Raw genomic sequence first — 13,678 nt, 5'->3', positions numbered from 1 at the left:
TGGTGTGTGGACGATCGACGAGCTGGTGCAACGCGTGTCCGTCGCGCTCGCGGCGGAGTACTCGGGCGCGCCCAACGGCCGGGTGCGCGACGTGCCCGACCGCCGGGCCGTCCGCTGGTACGCGACGACCGGCCTGGTCGACCGGCCGTCCGCGATGCGCGGCCGGACCGCGCTCTACGGGCAGCGGCACCTGCTCCAGCTCGTGGCCGTGAAGAGGCGGCAGGCGGAGGGCAGGACGCTCGCGGAGATCCAGGCCGAGCTCGCGGGCGCCACCGACACGACCCTGGCCGGCATCGCCCGGCTGCCCGATGAACTGCTCGAAACCGAAGAACCGCAACTGGAGCAAGCCGTCCGTCCCCGGTTCTGGGCCGAACCCGCCGCACCGGTGCCCGCGCCCCAGGCCGAGGCGCCGAAGGCGGTCGCGTTGACCGGTGTCGCACTCGCCGGAGGTGCCGTCCTTCTCGTGCCGGGCGCCCCGTCCGCGGCGGACTGCGCGGACATCGCGGCCGCCGCCCAGCCGTTGCTCGACCTGCTCAGCGCCCGTGGTCTGCTCACCGATGAAAGGGATCCGTCATGACCTACTCCGTCGCCCGGATGAAGTCCGCCGAGCTGGACCGGATCGGCCGGACGACCGCGGACGCGGGCGTCGGCGCGCTGCGCACCGAACGCGGCAACCTGCCGCTGGACCGCATCGACGTGCGCGCGACGATCACCGGCCTGGTCGGCCACGTCGTGCTGACGACCGACTTCGTGAACACCTACGACACGGCGTTAGAGGCGACGTACGTGTTCCCGCTGCCCGACCGCGCCGCCGTCACCGGCATGAAGATGATCGCCGACGGCCGCACCGTCGAGGCCGAGCTGCAGGAACGCGGCGCCGCTCGCCAGTCCTACGACGAGGCGATCGCGGCGGGCAGACGGGCGTCCATCGTCGAGGAGGAACGGCCCGACGTCTTCACGATGCGGGTGGGGAACATCCCGGCGGGCGAACGCGTGACCGTCGTGCTGAACCTGGTCGGGCCGCTGGTGTACGAGGACGGTGCGGCCACGTTCCGGTTCCCGCTCGTGGTGGCGCCGCGGTACATCCCCGGCACGCCGTTGCCGTCGCCGTCGGTGGGTGACGGCCACGCCCAGGACACCGACGTGGTCCCGGACGCCTCGCGGATCAGCCCGCCGGTGCTGCTGCCCGGCTTCCCCAACCCGTTGCGGCTCTCCATCGGAGTGGAGATCGACCCGGCCGGCCTCGAGCTCGGTGAGGTGCGGTCGAGCCTGCACACCGTGACCGGTGAGGGCAACGCGATCACCGTCGTGCCCGGCGAGCGCGCCGACCGCGACTTCGTGCTGCGCCTGGCGTACGCGGGGAACAGCTCCGCGGTCGTGTGCGTGCCCGACGCGGACGACTCCGGTGAGGGCACCTACCAGCTGACCGTCCTGCCGCCGGACGCGACGGCGCCGGTCCGGCCGCGGGACGTGGTCCTGCTGCTCGACCGCTCCGGCAGCATGGGCGGCTGGAAGATGGTCGCCGCCAGGCGTGCGGCCGCCCGCATCGTCGACACGCTGACCGCGGACGACAGCTTCGCCGTGATCACCTTTGACGACCGCGTCGAACGGCCGTCCACATTGGGCACCGGACTGTCCGCGGGCACCGACCGCCACCGCTTCCGCGCCGTCGAGCACCTGGCCGGGGTGCAGGCACGCGGCGGCACCGAGCTGTTCACGCCGCTGCACGAAGGGCTGGGTCTGCTCGCCGACGCCGCCGACGGGCGCGACCCCGTCCTGGTGCTCGTGACGGACGGGCAGGTCGGCAACGAGGACCAGATCCTGCGCGACATCGCGCCGATGATCAACCGGACGAGGGTGCACGCCGTCGGCATCGACACGGCCGTCAACGCGGGCTTCCTCGGCAGGCTCGTCGCCAGGGGAGCGGGCCGGTGCGAGCTCGTCGAGAGCGAGGACCGCCTGGACGAAGCGATGGAGCACATCCAGCGCCGGATCGGCGCGCCGGTGATCACCGACGTCGCGGTGTCGCTGGAGTCAGACGTCCCCCGGCTGCCCTCGGCCATCTACCCCGGCGTGCCCCTCGTCGCGTTCGGCCGGTACCGCGGTGCGGCGCCGGAGTCCGTGACGGTGCGCGGTCGCACCCGTGAGGGCGCGGAGTGGCAGGCGGCGGTGGCCGTCCAGCGGCGTGCCGAGCGCGCGATCACCACGCAGTGGGCGCGTGCCGCACTGCGTCACCTGGAGGACGAGTTCGTCACCGGCAACAGGGCAGTGGAGCCGGCGATCGTCCAGATGTCGTTGAGGTTCGGCGTGTTGTGCCGGTTCACGGCGTTCGTCGCGATCGACGAGCGAGTCGTGTCCGACGGCACGGTGCACCGGGTGACGCAGCCGGTGGAACTGCCCGCCGGCTGGGACCTCGCGATGCCGCAGTTCGCGCCGCAGTTCGCCGGTGGCTACGGTGCGGCGCCCACCCCCACGGGCGGAGCTCCCATGCCGCCACCGCCGCCCGCGCCGCGCGCCGTCCAGGCAGCCGGAGCTCGTCCCGGTGGCCGGTTCCGCGGCCGGGCTGAGTCGAAGAAGGTCGCCGCGCCGTCACTCGAGCGCATGGCCGACTCCGGGCTCGTGTCCGACTTCGGGATCGTGCCGGACGACCTGGCCGAACTGCGGGAGATCGCGGCGATGGAGGCGCAGCGCCTCGAGCTGGCCGCGGGGCTGCCCGCCCACGAGCGTCTCGAGCTGCTCGCCGACCTGGCCAGCAGGCTCGGCACTCTCATCGCCGCGCGGACAGGTGCAGGGTACGAGCCGCTGCACCGCCTGGTGGCGGAGCTCGTCGCGGGCGGGGACACCGACCAGCTGTGGTCGCGGGCGGTGAAGGCGCTGCGCGAGTTCGCCTCCGCCGGGCAGGTCGTCGCGCCGGACCGCGGCTCGTCGTTCTGGCGCTGACCGGTCAGTCCGCCGGGTGGTTGTGCGGGGAGGGCTCCACACAACCGTCCGGCCGGACGAAGTAGGCGTCGATGCGCAGCGAACGCAGCGTGGTCTCGGAGCCGGCGACCAGGCTGCGGCAGCGGGGCACGTCCGGCAGCCCGATGGCCACCTCGTCCAGCGGGTTGCCCTGCCTGAGCTGCAACGACCTGCGCAGGACCTCGCTGAACACCGCGCGCGGCTGCACGTCCGCGGTGAACCCGGCGACCGACAGGTGCACGTGCCGCTGCTCAAGCCACCGCTCGAGTGCCTCTCGCACGTGTTGTTCCGTGCGCGAGACGTCCAGTGGTGCTTTCTCGGCGAGCGTCATGTGGCGTGCATCGCACCGGGTCGGCCCAGCGTTAGCCGTTTGTCCACGTTGGCGAGAATTGACCACCGAGAGGTAGTCAAACGCGAGTACTCGTGTTTGACTACCCTGGTGAGTGCTACCCGGTTGTTCATCCTCGGCGCGCTGGCGAGGCGCGGACCCATGCACGGCCACCAGATCCGGCGGGCCGCGCAGGAGGACCGCACCGAGCTGTGGGCGGACGTGAAGCCGGGTTCGCTCTACGGGGCGCTGCACCGGATGGCCGCCGACGGCGTGATCGAGGCGGTGCGGACCGAGCGCGAGGGGAACCTGCCGCAGCGCACCGTCTACGCGATCACCGACGGCGGCCGGGTGGAGATGTCCGCGCTGCGGCACGCGATGCTGCGCGACACCAGGCTGCGGCCGGACCCGGTGGACCTGGCGCTGGCCTACACCGACGACATGCCCCGCGACGAGGTGCGCGCTCTCGTGCAGGGCAGGCGCGCCGCGATCGCTGCCGAGCTCGACTCGTGGCAGCACATCCGCGAGGGCGCCGATCCGTACCTGGTCGGCCTGGAGCGGATCGCGTTCGACCACACACTCATGCGGCTGGCCGCCGAGCTCGCCTGGCACGACCGGCTGCTCGAAGAGCTGGGAGCACAGGGATGACGAGAGTTCTGGTGATAGGTGGGGGAGTCGGTGGGCTGGCGCTCGCGCAGGCGCTGACCGGGGCCGGTGTGCCCGTGGAGGTGTTCGAGCGCGACGCCGAGTCCGCCGACTGGTTGCAGGGCTATCGGATCCACGTCAACCGGCACGGCAGCCGCGCGCTGCACCGCTGCCTGCCGCGGCCGTTGTGGGAGGCGTTCGTCGCCACCTCGGGCCGCCCCGGACTCGGGTTCGCCTTCCAGACCGAGCAGCTCGACGAGCTGTTGTTCGTCGAGGAGGAGCTGATGACCGGCGGGTCGGACGACCCTGCCGACGGGAACTACGCGGTGAGCCGGATCGCGTTGCGCAGGTTGCTGCTCGCGGGTCTGAAGGTCCACTTCGGACGAACGTTCGAACGGTACGAGCTCGGCGACGACGGCACCGTCACGGCGTTCTTCGCTGACGGCACCAGCGCGACCGGCGACGTCCTGATCGGTGCCGACGGCGCGAACTCCGCGGTACGCGGCCAGTTCCTGCCCGGCGCACGCCGCGTCGACACCGACGTGGTGGGTGTCGCGGGCCGCGTTCGGCTCGACGACGAGACCCGTGCGTGGCTGCCCGCTCGGATCCAGCACGGCCTGAACATCGTGCTGCCGCGTGGCGAGGGCTTCCTGTTCAGCGCGGTGTTCGACGGCAGGCGCCGGACCGCCGACGCGCTGGGCGCGGGACTGGACCTGGCCGGCTACGGCCTCACGCCCGACGCGCTGCTCGACGACATCGAGGACTACGTGCTGTGGGCGTTCTGCGCCCGAGCCGGTGACATGGACGCGCTCACCAGCCGTTGGCACCCGGACCTGCGCCGCATGATCGCGGACGCCGACCCGGCCAGCGTCTACTCGATGAGGTTCAAGACGTCGACGCCGGTCGAACCGTGGCCGACCTCGCGGGTGACGCTGCTCGGCGACGCGATCCACAACATGACGCCGGTGATGGGACTGGGCGCCAACACCGCTCTGCGCGACGCCGCGCTGCTCGCGCACCAGCTCGTCGCGGTCCACCGCGGTGAGGCCGAACTGCTGGCCGCGCTGCACGAGTACGAACGCCGCATGCTCGCCTACGGGTTCGACGCCGTGAAGACGTCGCGGTCGTCCGCGTACCGGTTCACCTCGCCCAACGCGCTGGCGAAGCGGGGCATGCGGGCGTGGCTGCGGACGTGCTCCGCCGTGCCGTCGATGAAGCGCTCGAGCTTCGGCAGCACGTGGACCGACGACACCGCGGGGCTGGAGACGGTCAGTCGTTGAGCAGCCGCCACGCGATGAGTGCGAGCCGGGCCCGCACCAGTCCAGTGGGTTCGGTGAGCTCGATGCCCAGTGACCTGCCGAGCTGGTCGAGCCTGCGCGCGACGCTGCTGTGGTGCAGGTGGAGCAGGTCGGCGGCCCGGCGCTGGGATCCGGTGGTGCAGTAGGCGTCCAGCGTCTCCAGGTCCTCCGGGTTGCCCGCCACACGGGCGATCGCGGCCACGTCTGCGTTGTCCCGCACGGAGTTCTGGGGCACCTGGGCGAGCAGGGCCAGCGAGCCCAGGCTCTCGTAGTGGACGACCGGCTGGCGCGACGTGGTGAAGCGCAGCGCGGTGCGGGCTTCCCGCCAGGAGCGGTCGGGGCGGTCGGCGGCGCCGATGCCCGCCCGCACGCCCGCCGGGAACCGGGCCGGGTCCGCGGTGGTGGCGAGGATGACGCCCACGTCGGCGACCGATGCCGCCTTCACCGGGCGGGCCGGGCAGATCAGGCCACCGACCTGGTCGAGCGGGAGCTCGGACCGCACGGCGACGACGCGGACCGGCAGGTCGGCGGCGAAACCCAGCAGGCGCAGAGCCCGGTCCCGTGCCGCCTCGTCGGTGCCGGAGCTGATCACCAGTTCGACGAGCGCGGGATCGGCCATCGTGGTGCGGGCGGGGCCGTACCGCTCGACGACCGCCGCGGACGCGATCGCGAAGCGGTCCAGCAGCACGTCGTCGAGCGGGCCGGGCTCGCCGGGGCGTTCCAGCCACACCGTGCCGATCTCCTCCGCGTCGAGCGTGATCGGCAACGTGGCGGAGGCGGGTAGTGGCGCGGCGGCTTCCTTGCCGTCCGGAGACATGCGGACCGTGCGGCCCGTGCCGTGGAGCCGGATCCCGGCCACGCACTCGGCCAGGCCCGCCGATGCCCTTGCCAGCGCCGGAAGATCCACCCGTCGGCGCATCAGCGTGTCGTAGAACATCACGACGCGGAGCGCGCCCTCGACGTGCGTGTCCAGCTGCGACAGCCGTTGGGCCAGAGCCTCCATGGCGCGAGGGTAGCGACGATCGGCGCGCGATCAGGGCGGAATGCCCGACAGCTGGCGGGCGATCTCGAGGGTGGCGGCCGAGAGGATGGTCGACATGGATCCCGAACTCGAAGCATTCCTCCCGCTGTTCCCCAAGTCCGACCTGACCGACCCGGTCATCGCGCGCAAGAACCTCGCCGAGCTGGCCGCCTCGATACCGGTACCCGACATCGCGGGCATGGAGGTCGAGGACCTCGCGGTGCCCGCCGATCCGGACGTGCCGGTGCGGATCTACCGCCCGCAGCTGGCGCAGGGCGCCATCATCTGGCTGCACGGCGGCGGTTGGGTCATGGGCGACGTGGACACCGAGCACCCGTGGGCCGCCAGGTTGGCGGAGAGCTCGGGTGCGGTGGTGATCTCGGTCGGCTACCGCCTCGCTCCCGAGAACCCGTTCCCTGCCGCGCTGGACGACGTCCACGCGGTGCTGACCTGGACGGCTGAGCACGCGGCCGAGTTCGGCGTCGACCCGGCGCGGATCGCCGTCGGCGGCCACAGCGCGGGCGCCGGGATCGCGGCGGCGGTGGCGTTGCGGGCGCGTGACGAGCACGGGCCGCGGATCTGCTTCCAGCTGCTCAACCAGCCGGGGCTCGACGACCGGCAGGAGACGTGGTCGGCGCGGAACTTCACGGACACTCCTTGGCTGACGCGCGACAAGCTCGCCTCCGCGTGGGGGCACTACCTGGGCTCGGCGCCCGCCTCGCCGTACGCGGCCCCGGCGCGGGCCGCCGATCTCACCGGCCTGCCGCCCGCCTACGTCGCCACCGCGGAGTTCTGCCCGAACCGCGACGAGGACATCACCTACGCGCTGCGTCTGATGCAGGCGGGTGTGTCCGTCGAGCTGCACCAGTGGCCCGGCACCTTCCACGGCTCGCAGGCGATCCTGTCCGCCGAGGTGTCCCAGCGGCAGAACGCCGAGCTCGGCGCGGCGCTGCGCCGGGCACTGGCCGGGTGAGGCGGCGATGTCCGGAGCACGCAGGCTGGCAGCGTTGGCGAGCGTCGCCGTGCTGAGCGTCAGTGCCGCCACGGCGGCGGCGGATCCCGCACCGGCGCTGACCGGCAGCACCGAGCTGAAGTCCGCATTGGACGGTGTCCACCGCGCGGGGATGCCAGGGGTGTACGCCGAGGTGCGCGAGGCCGGCCGGGTGTGGCGCGGCGCTTCCGGTGTCGCCGACGTCAGCACTGGCCGTCCCGTCCGGTCCGACATGCGGCAGCGCATCGGCAGCATCACCAAGACCTTCACCGCCGCGGCGGTGCTGCAACAGGTCGAGCAGGGCCGGATCCAGCTCGACGCGCCGATCGGCGGCTACCTGCCGCACCTGGTGCCTGGAGAGCGCGGACGGCGGATCACGGTCCGGATGCTCCTCAACCACACCAGCGGCCTCGCCGAGTACCTCCCGTACGCGTTCCCGTCGCTCAAGGCGTGGCCTTCGCTGCCGGACGTGTCGCCGAAGAGCCTGGACGACAACAGGTTCCGGCGGTTCCGCCCGGCCGAGCTGATCAGGATGGGCGTCACCGCGCCGGCCGTCGGCGAGCCGGGAGGCACCCCAGGGGTGTACTCGAACACCAACTACCTGCTGCTCGGCCAACTGCTGGAGCGGGTGACCGGCACGACGGCCGAGAAGTACATCACCCGCAACGTGATCGAGCGCGCTGGGCTGCGGCACACCGGGTTTCCGGCCGGGCCGCGCGTCACCGGGCCGCACTCGCGGATGTACGAGGCGTTCTTCGGCCTGATCGAACCGGCGCGCGACTACAGCGTCTACGACATGTCCTGGGTGGGGCCCGCGGCCGCGCTGGTGTCGACCGTCGACGACCTCAACCGCTTCTACGGCGAGTTGCTCGCCGGCAGGATCATCACGCCGTCGTCGCTGGCGCAGATGCAGCGCACGGTCCCGGTCATCAGTCAGGTGGGGGAGCAGATCGACTACGGCCTCGGCCTGCACCGGGTCACGATCCCCGGCTGCGGCACCTTCTGGGGCAACGACGGCACGGTCTGGGGCGCGCTGACGATGTCCTGGACGCGCGCCGACGGCGAGCGGCAGATGTCCGTCGCCATGAACCTGGCGAGGTGGAACAAGGCGGACTCGTCGGGGCAGCCGCAGCCCCACCCCATCGACGACGCGCTGCCGGCCTTCTCCCTGAAGGCGATGTGCGGGTGACTTCGCGCTCAGGCGGCCTCGAGCACACCGACCCGGCGGCTGGTCGTCAGCGTGCTGTTCGGTGTGCCGAGGTAGCTGCCGGACGTAGGTGGCACGTCGGCGTAGTCGCGACCGGTCGCCACGGTGATGTACTGCGCGCCCGCCCGCCGGTCGTTGCACGGGTCGAACGGCACCGCCACCGCCGCGTCGCCACTGGCGACGACCACCTCGACCCAGCCGTGCGTGCCGCCTTCGCCGAGCAGGTGACCGGACACGTACCGCGCGGGCACCCCGGCCAGGCGGCACAACGCGATCATCACGTGCGCCGAGTCCTGGCAGACCCCGCGCCCACCGGCGAGCGCCTCCGCGGCGGTCGTCTCGACGGACGTGACGTCGTGCTCGTAGCGCACCGCTTCGTGCACGACGTGGCAGATTCGCTCGGCCAGCTCCAGCGGGGTTCCGCCGGCGCGCAGGAGGTCGGCGGCCAGGTCGCGCAGCCGGTCGTCCGGAGCGGTGAGCCGGGTCGGGCGCAACAGCCGGGGATCCCGCAGCGCGGTGGCGGCGAGGACGGTCGGACCGTCCGCGCGGACGCGTTCCAGCAGGGCGGCGACGCTGAACCGCACGCCCTCCTCCACCCGGTCCGCGCGCATCTGGACGACGACGTTGCCGTGCGCGTCACGCCGCGACCGGCGCCGCACCTGCGCGCCTGACGCAGCGACCCGGTGCGCGCGCCGGTGCTGGTCGCCGTGCCGCTCGCGAGGGACCACCACCAGCCGGTGCCGCAGCGCGCCGATCGGCTCGTCGTAGCCGTAGTGGAACTCCTGCTCCAGCACGTACGTGACGCGCTCGGCCGCGTTCAGGTCGAGCGCGCGGTGATCCAGCAACGGCTGCGCCAGCACCTCTGCGTTGATCGTCACGGCAGGACCTCCTCGGCGTGGACCACCATCGACTCGAGCCTGGGACCACCGAACGTGGTCGCCATGGCGACATCGGACGCGTCGCGGCCCCGGCCGACCACGACCCGCCCCTTGCGGCGCACGTTGTTGCGCGGGTCGAAGGTCCACCACCGGTCACCGAGCCAGACCTCCATCCACGCGGCGAAGTCCATCGGCTCCGCCGCGGGCTGGACGTCGAGGTCGGGAAGGTACCCGAAGACGTAGCGCGCCGGGATGTTCAGGGCGCGGCAGAACGAGATCGCCAGGTGCGCGAAGTCGCGGCACACGCCGTACCCGGAGGTGTTGACGTCCACCGCGGTCGACTGCGCGCTGCTGCTGCCGTAGCTGAAGCGCAGGTGCTCGTGGACGTGGTCGATGATCTTCTGCACCCGCCGGTAGCCGGGCGGGACGGCCCCGAACCGTGCCCACGACTCGTCGGCGAGCACGTCCGGCAGGCAGTAGCGGCTGGGCAGCGTGTAGAGCAGCACCTCGTCGGGCAGCGATTCCGGGGTGATCTCCGGGGCGTCGGTGTCCGCGTCCTCGGTCGCGTCCGGCACCAGCACCTCGGCCTGGTACCGGAAGGTGGACGTGCCCGCGGGCAGCACCACCCGCAGGCACGGGTTGTCGTAGAGGTCGCGGTAGCCGCGCAGGCCGACCTCCGGCCGTATCGACCGCTGCTCGCTCACGACCGTGACCCGCGGCGCGTCGTTGGCCTGCACCTGGAACACCGTCGGCGTCCTGATGGCGGCGTCGTAGATGAACTCGCATCCGATGCGCACCCGTCGGTCTCCCATCAGGTGATGGTGCCCTGCCGCGATGAAATCGGGGTAACGGTGCAGGTCAGCGCGTGGCGGTCGGTTCCAGCAGCAGTTCACCGACCGGACGGCGCGGCGTGGCCAGCACCGGCGTGCTGAAGCCGATCCGCAGGATGGTCTGGGGAACGAGGGTGCCGCCGAGCGCGCGGCGCAGTTCCTCCCGCACCTGGCGAACCTCGACGGGCTGCGACAGGAACGACGCGGACAGTCCCTGGACGGTCGCGTTCAGGAGCACCCGCTGCATCGCCTGTCCGGCCTGCAGTTCGGCGAGTGCCCCGTCGTAGAAGGAGCACAGGACGACGACGAGCGGGTCGGACTCGTAGTCCTTGCCGGGTATGCGTTCCACGGACTCGCCGGGCAGGAAGTCGCGGAAGGTCCACTCGTCCTGCGGCGCGGGCCGGGGGCCTGCCGAAACCGGCGGAACCCCGTCCAGGGCGTCCGGCCGGACACCGGTGAACGCGGCGAGCTCGGCCTGCACGCCGGCGTCGGCGCGCTGCATCTGGTCGGCTCGCTGGACGAAGCTCTTCAGGCGGGCCCGTTCGTCGCGCGCGGACACGACGTGGAGCCAGGATCGTTCGAGCTCCGCCGCGCGGACGAGTGCCTGGCGGTGGGGCGCGTCGATCTTCGCGTCGTGGAACCGGCGGCGGTTCGTCCGCCGCACGGGCACCGCCTTGAGCAGGGCCAGCATCTCCTCGTCGGGTTTCACGGTGCCGCCCCGGCGAATCGTCGCGAGCGCGCCCGGCGCGTCGTGGCCGGGCAAGAGGGTGACCAGAGGACGGATGCCGAAGCTCTGCAGCGCCAGTTTGAGGTTGAAGAGCGCGGCGCCGCAGGACAGCCGGAGCTCGCGTGCGTCGGGGTCGGTGGCGGTGAGCTGGCGGTCCATGTCCCCGTGCAGCTCGATCAACTCCGGCAGCAGCCGGAACCGCCACGGCTGGCTGTTGTGCACCGAGGGGGCCAGCGCTGCGGCGGTGAGCGCCGCCTCCACCTGGTCGGGCCTGAGCCCCAGGGTCGCGGTCATCTCGACCATCTCCGTCACCTCATCGTGTTGCGCCTGGTAGATCGTGCTGGCTTCACTCTCCGTCCCCTGGTGAACCGGTCCCACAGTCGAAGGTCCCGAGATGCCTGGGACGTGCGAAGCTTGATCCATGGCTGGTCGCCCCGAAGACCCCGTGCGCAGCCCCCTCGGAGGCCTGCGGCTGGACGAGCTGCTCGACGAGATGCGTGAACGGCTGACGGAGATCGGGTCGACCAGGGACAAGATGCAGGGCCTGCTGGACGCGGTCCTCGCCGTCGGGGCCGGCCTGGAGCTGGACTCCACCCTCCAGCGCATCGTCCAGGCGGCGGTGAACCTCGTGGACGCCCGCTACGGCGCTCTCGGCGTGCTCGGACCGCGGGACAACCTGTCCCAGTTCGTCTACGTCGGGATAGACGCCGAGACCCGCTCCCGCATGGGGCACCTTCCGGAGGGCAAAGGGCTGCTGGGGTTGCTGATCAAGGATCCGCGCGCGATCCGGCTGCAGAACCTCGCGGAGCACGCGGCGTCGGTCGGCTTCCCCGCGAACCACCCGCCGATGCACAGCTTCCTCGGTGTGCCGGTGCGGGTCCGCGACGAGGTGTTCGGCAACCTCTACATGACCGAGAAGAAGGGGTCCGGCGACTTCACCCCGGACGACGAGGTCGTGCTGGAGGCACTCGCCGCGGCCGCGGGCGTCGCGATCGAGAACGCCAGGCTGTTCGAGCGGTCCAAGATGCGGGAACGGTGGCTCGAAGCGACGGCCGAGATCAACTCACAGCTCCTCGGCGGAGCATCGGCCGAGGACGCGTTGCGGTTGATCGCCCAGCGCTCGGTGGAGCTGGCCGCCGCGTCGTGGTCGGTGATCCTGCTCGCCGACGACTCACCGGAGCGGACGCTGCGACCCGCGGCGCAGGCGGGGGACAACGCCGTCGTCAACGAGCTCGTCAGCGAGGGGACGGTACTCGGGGAGGTGCTGGCGTCAGGTGCCCCGGCGCTGGTGGAGGACCTGAACGAACACCTCGGGGACGTCGCCGTCGAACCGGGCGCGGGTCTGGTCGTGCCGCTGCGCGCCGGTTCCGCCGTCACTGGCGTCCTGCTCACCGCGCGGGAGAAGGACGGCGTGCCGTTCGGCCCTGACCTGCTGCCGTTGCTGGCCTCGCTGGCTGATCAGGCGGTGGTGGCGCTCGAGTTCGCCGAGAACCAGCGGGCCCGGCGGCTGGTGGACGTGCTGGAGGATCGCGACCGCATCGCGCGTGACCTGCACGACCACGTGATCCAGCGGCTGTTCGCGACCGGGATGAGCCTGCAGGGCGCGTTGACGTGGGTGACCCACCCGCAGGTGCGTCAGCGGGTGCAGAAGGCCGTCACGCAGCTGGATCAGACCGTCCTGGAGATCCGCACGTCCATCTTCGACCTGCAGGCGGCCGACGACTACGCCGGACTCCGCAGACGACTGGTCGACATCATCGCCGAGCTCAGCGAGGGCTCGGCGCTGTCACCGGCCGTGCGGATGACCGGCACGATCGACAACCTGGTGCCCGACCACATCGGCGAACACGCCGAGGCGGTGGTGCGCGAGACGATGAGCAACGCGATGCGGCACGCGCACGCGACCGAGCTGACGATCACCGTCGAGGCAGGCGACTCGCTGACGATCACATCCGTGGACAACGGGGTCGGCATGCCGCCGCAGGTCGCGCGGAGCGGACTGCGGAACCTGGAACAGCGCGCCGCGGAGTTCGGCGGCTCGCTCACGGTGGCCGGGGAACCGGGTGGTGGCACCCGCGTGACCTGGCAGATCCCCCTGGACTAGCCGTCCTCGCGCGGTTCTCGCGGCCGGCGCAGGTGGGAGGCGAGCACGGCCGCCTGGGTGCGCCGTTCGAGGCCCAGTTTGGCGAGCAGGTGCGAGACGTAGTTCTTGACGGTCTTCTCGGCGAGGAACATCTTCTCGGCGATCTGACGGTTGGTCAGTCCGTCGCCGACCAGGTCGAGCACCGTGCGTTCCTGGTCGGTCAGCATCCGCACCGGGTCGCCGGTCTCGCGTTCCTTGCGGATGCGGTTGAGCAGCGCCGAGGTGGAGCGGGCGTCCAGCAGGGACTGTCCGGATGCGACGGTGCGCACCGCGTTGGTGAGATCGGTACCGAGGATGCGTTTGAGCACGAAGCCGGACGCGCCGGCCATGATCGCGTCGAACAGCGCCTCGTCGTCGGTGAACGAGGTCAGCATGAGGCACTTGAGGTCGGGCAGCTGCGACCGCAGCTCGCGGCACAGCTCGATGCCGTTGCCGTCCGGCAGCCGCACGTCCAGCACCGCCACGTCCGGCGCCGTCGCCGGAACCCTCGCGAGCGCCTCGGTCACCGAGGACGCCTCGCCGACGACCTCGAGGTCGTCCGCTGCGCTGAGCAGCTCTCTGATCCCCAGCCGGACCACTTCGTGGTCGTCGACCAGGAAGACGCGCGCGACCACCACGACCACCTCTCATCGAGTCGGTTCCACTGATGACG

General features: G+C 71.8%; 13 protein-coding genes. 7 read left to right on the top strand and 6 right to left on the bottom strand.

Annotated features, from left to right (window positions below):
- Positions 1-4: 4 nt before the first annotated feature.
- Together FKR81_RS28135 and FKR81_RS28130 are read left to right on the top strand one after the other, a co-directional pair.
- Positions 5-577 carry a MerR family transcriptional regulator gene (locus FKR81_RS28135; protein WP_146356203.1) on the top strand — a complete coding sequence of 191 codons (573 nt, stop codon included), beginning with the start codon at positions 5-7 and terminating at the stop codon, positions 575-577.
- Positions 574-2,940 (top strand): VIT domain-containing protein, encoded by a 2,367-nt coding sequence (locus tag FKR81_RS28130; RefSeq protein WP_146356201.1) that lies wholly within the window; start codon positions 574-576, stop codon positions 2,938-2,940. The genes FKR81_RS28135 and FKR81_RS28130 overlap by 4 nt, the downstream gene beginning before the upstream one ends.
- A gap of 4 nt (positions 2,941-2,944) precedes the next feature.
- Here the strand turns inward: FKR81_RS28130 and FKR81_RS28125 are convergent, their stop codons facing one another.
- Positions 2,945-3,289, bottom strand: a complete 345-nt coding sequence (locus FKR81_RS28125; RefSeq protein WP_146356199.1) for a type 2 periplasmic-binding domain-containing protein — start codon at positions 3,287-3,289, stop codon at positions 2,945-2,947.
- 108 nt (positions 3,290-3,397) lie between these two features.
- Here FKR81_RS28125 and FKR81_RS28120 point away from each other — a divergent pair, with 108 nt between their 5' ends.
- A complete protein-coding gene (locus FKR81_RS28120) occupies positions 3,398-3,934 on the top strand; it encodes a PadR family transcriptional regulator (RefSeq protein ID WP_146356197.1) in 537 nt (178 codons plus the stop codon).
- On the top strand, positions 3,931-5,211 hold the full coding sequence (locus FKR81_RS28115) for an FAD-dependent oxidoreductase (RefSeq protein WP_146356196.1): 1,281 nt from the start codon (positions 3,931-3,933) through the stop codon (positions 5,209-5,211). Before FKR81_RS28120 ends, FKR81_RS28115 begins: the two co-directional genes overlap by 4 nt.
- On the opposite strand, the gene FKR81_RS28110 is transcribed toward FKR81_RS28115, so the two are convergent.
- On the bottom strand, positions 5,201-6,232 hold the full coding sequence (locus FKR81_RS28110; protein WP_146356194.1) for a helix-turn-helix domain-containing protein: 1,032 nt from the start codon (positions 6,230-6,232) through the stop codon (positions 5,201-5,203). The two genes, FKR81_RS28115 and FKR81_RS28110, sit on opposite strands and share 11 nt — an antisense overlap.
- A gap of 94 nt (positions 6,233-6,326) precedes the next feature.
- On the opposite strand from FKR81_RS28110, the gene FKR81_RS28105 reads away from it, so the two are divergent.
- Together FKR81_RS28105 and FKR81_RS28100 are read left to right on the top strand one after the other, a co-directional pair.
- Positions 6,327-7,223 (top strand): alpha/beta hydrolase, encoded by an 897-nt coding sequence (locus FKR81_RS28105; protein ID WP_146356192.1) that lies wholly within the window; start codon positions 6,327-6,329, stop codon positions 7,221-7,223.
- Between the two features lie 7 nt (positions 7,224-7,230).
- A complete protein-coding gene (locus FKR81_RS28100; protein WP_146356190.1) occupies positions 7,231-8,430 on the top strand; it encodes a serine hydrolase domain-containing protein in 1,200 nt (399 codons plus the stop codon).
- Between the two features lie 8 nt (positions 8,431-8,438).
- On the opposite strand, the gene FKR81_RS28095 is transcribed toward FKR81_RS28100, so the two are convergent.
- Genes FKR81_RS28095 through FKR81_RS28085 form a run of 3 tightly spaced genes read right to left on the bottom strand, consistent with a single transcriptional unit; the run spans position 8,439 to position 11,186 of the window.
- Positions 8,439-9,326 carry a transglutaminase family protein gene (locus tag FKR81_RS28095; RefSeq protein ID WP_222598425.1) on the bottom strand — a complete coding sequence of 296 codons (888 nt, stop codon included), beginning with the start codon at positions 9,324-9,326 and terminating at the stop codon, positions 8,439-8,441.
- Positions 9,323-10,138 (bottom strand): transglutaminase-like domain-containing protein, encoded by an 816-nt coding sequence (locus FKR81_RS28090; RefSeq protein WP_146356188.1) that lies wholly within the window; start codon positions 10,136-10,138, stop codon positions 9,323-9,325. The genes FKR81_RS28095 and FKR81_RS28090 overlap by 4 nt, the downstream gene beginning before the upstream one ends.
- Positions 10,139-10,184: 46 nt before the next feature.
- Positions 10,185-11,186 carry an Acg family FMN-binding oxidoreductase gene (locus FKR81_RS28085; protein ID WP_146356187.1) on the bottom strand — a complete coding sequence of 334 codons (1,002 nt, stop codon included), beginning with the start codon at positions 11,184-11,186 and terminating at the stop codon, positions 10,185-10,187.
- Positions 11,187-11,304: 118 nt separating this feature from the next.
- Between FKR81_RS28085 and FKR81_RS28080 the strand changes: the two genes are divergently transcribed.
- Positions 11,305-12,987 (top strand): GAF domain-containing sensor histidine kinase, encoded by a 1,683-nt coding sequence (locus FKR81_RS28080; protein ID WP_146356185.1) that lies wholly within the window; start codon positions 11,305-11,307, stop codon positions 12,985-12,987.
- Here the strand turns inward: FKR81_RS28080 and FKR81_RS28075 are convergent.
- The gene (locus tag FKR81_RS28075) at positions 12,984-13,640 is read right to left on the bottom strand and encodes a response regulator transcription factor (protein ID WP_146356183.1); all 657 of its coding nucleotides are present in this window, start codon (positions 13,638-13,640) and stop codon (positions 12,984-12,986) included. The genes FKR81_RS28080 and FKR81_RS28075 overlap by 4 nt on opposite strands.
- Positions 13,641-13,678 lie beyond the last annotated feature (38 nt).

The organism is Lentzea tibetensis, from assembly GCF_007845675.1.
Classification (GTDB): domain Bacteria; phylum Actinomycetota; class Actinomycetes; order Mycobacteriales; family Pseudonocardiaceae; genus Lentzea; species Lentzea tibetensis.
The sequence above is the reverse complement of the archived record's forward strand: the minus strand, read 5'-3'. Positions and strand labels throughout refer to the sequence as shown.

Bases quoted from the DNA above. Each gene is read 5' to 3' on its own strand.
- FKR81_RS28080 (WP_146356185.1), top strand. From the start codon at position 11,305: ATGGCTGGTCGCCCCGAAGACCCCGTGCGCAGCCCCCTCGGAGGCCTG.
- FKR81_RS28115 (WP_146356196.1), top strand. From the start codon at position 3,931: ATGACGAGAGTTCTGGTGATAGGTGGGGGAGTCGGTGGGCTGGCGCTC.
- FKR81_RS28130 (WP_146356201.1), top strand. From the start codon at position 574: ATGACCTACTCCGTCGCCCGGATGAAGTCCGCCGAGCTGGACCGGATC.
- FKR81_RS28100 (WP_146356190.1), top strand. From the start codon at position 7,231: ATGTCCGGAGCACGCAGGCTGGCAGCGTTGGCGAGCGTCGCCGTGCTG.
- FKR81_RS28085 (WP_146356187.1), bottom strand. From the start codon at position 11,186: ATGGTCGAGATGACCGCGACCCTGGGGCTCAGGCCCGACCAGGTGGAG.
- FKR81_RS28110 (WP_146356194.1), bottom strand. From the start codon at position 6,232: ATGGAGGCTCTGGCCCAACGGCTGTCGCAGCTGGACACGCACGTCGAG.
- FKR81_RS28090 (WP_146356188.1), bottom strand. From the start codon at position 10,138: ATGGGAGACCGACGGGTGCGCATCGGATGCGAGTTCATCTACGACGCC.
- FKR81_RS28125 (WP_146356199.1), bottom strand. From the start codon at position 3,289: ATGACGCTCGCCGAGAAAGCACCACTGGACGTCTCGCGCACGGAACAA.
- FKR81_RS28105 (WP_146356192.1), top strand. From the start codon at position 6,327: ATGGATCCCGAACTCGAAGCATTCCTCCCGCTGTTCCCCAAGTCCGAC.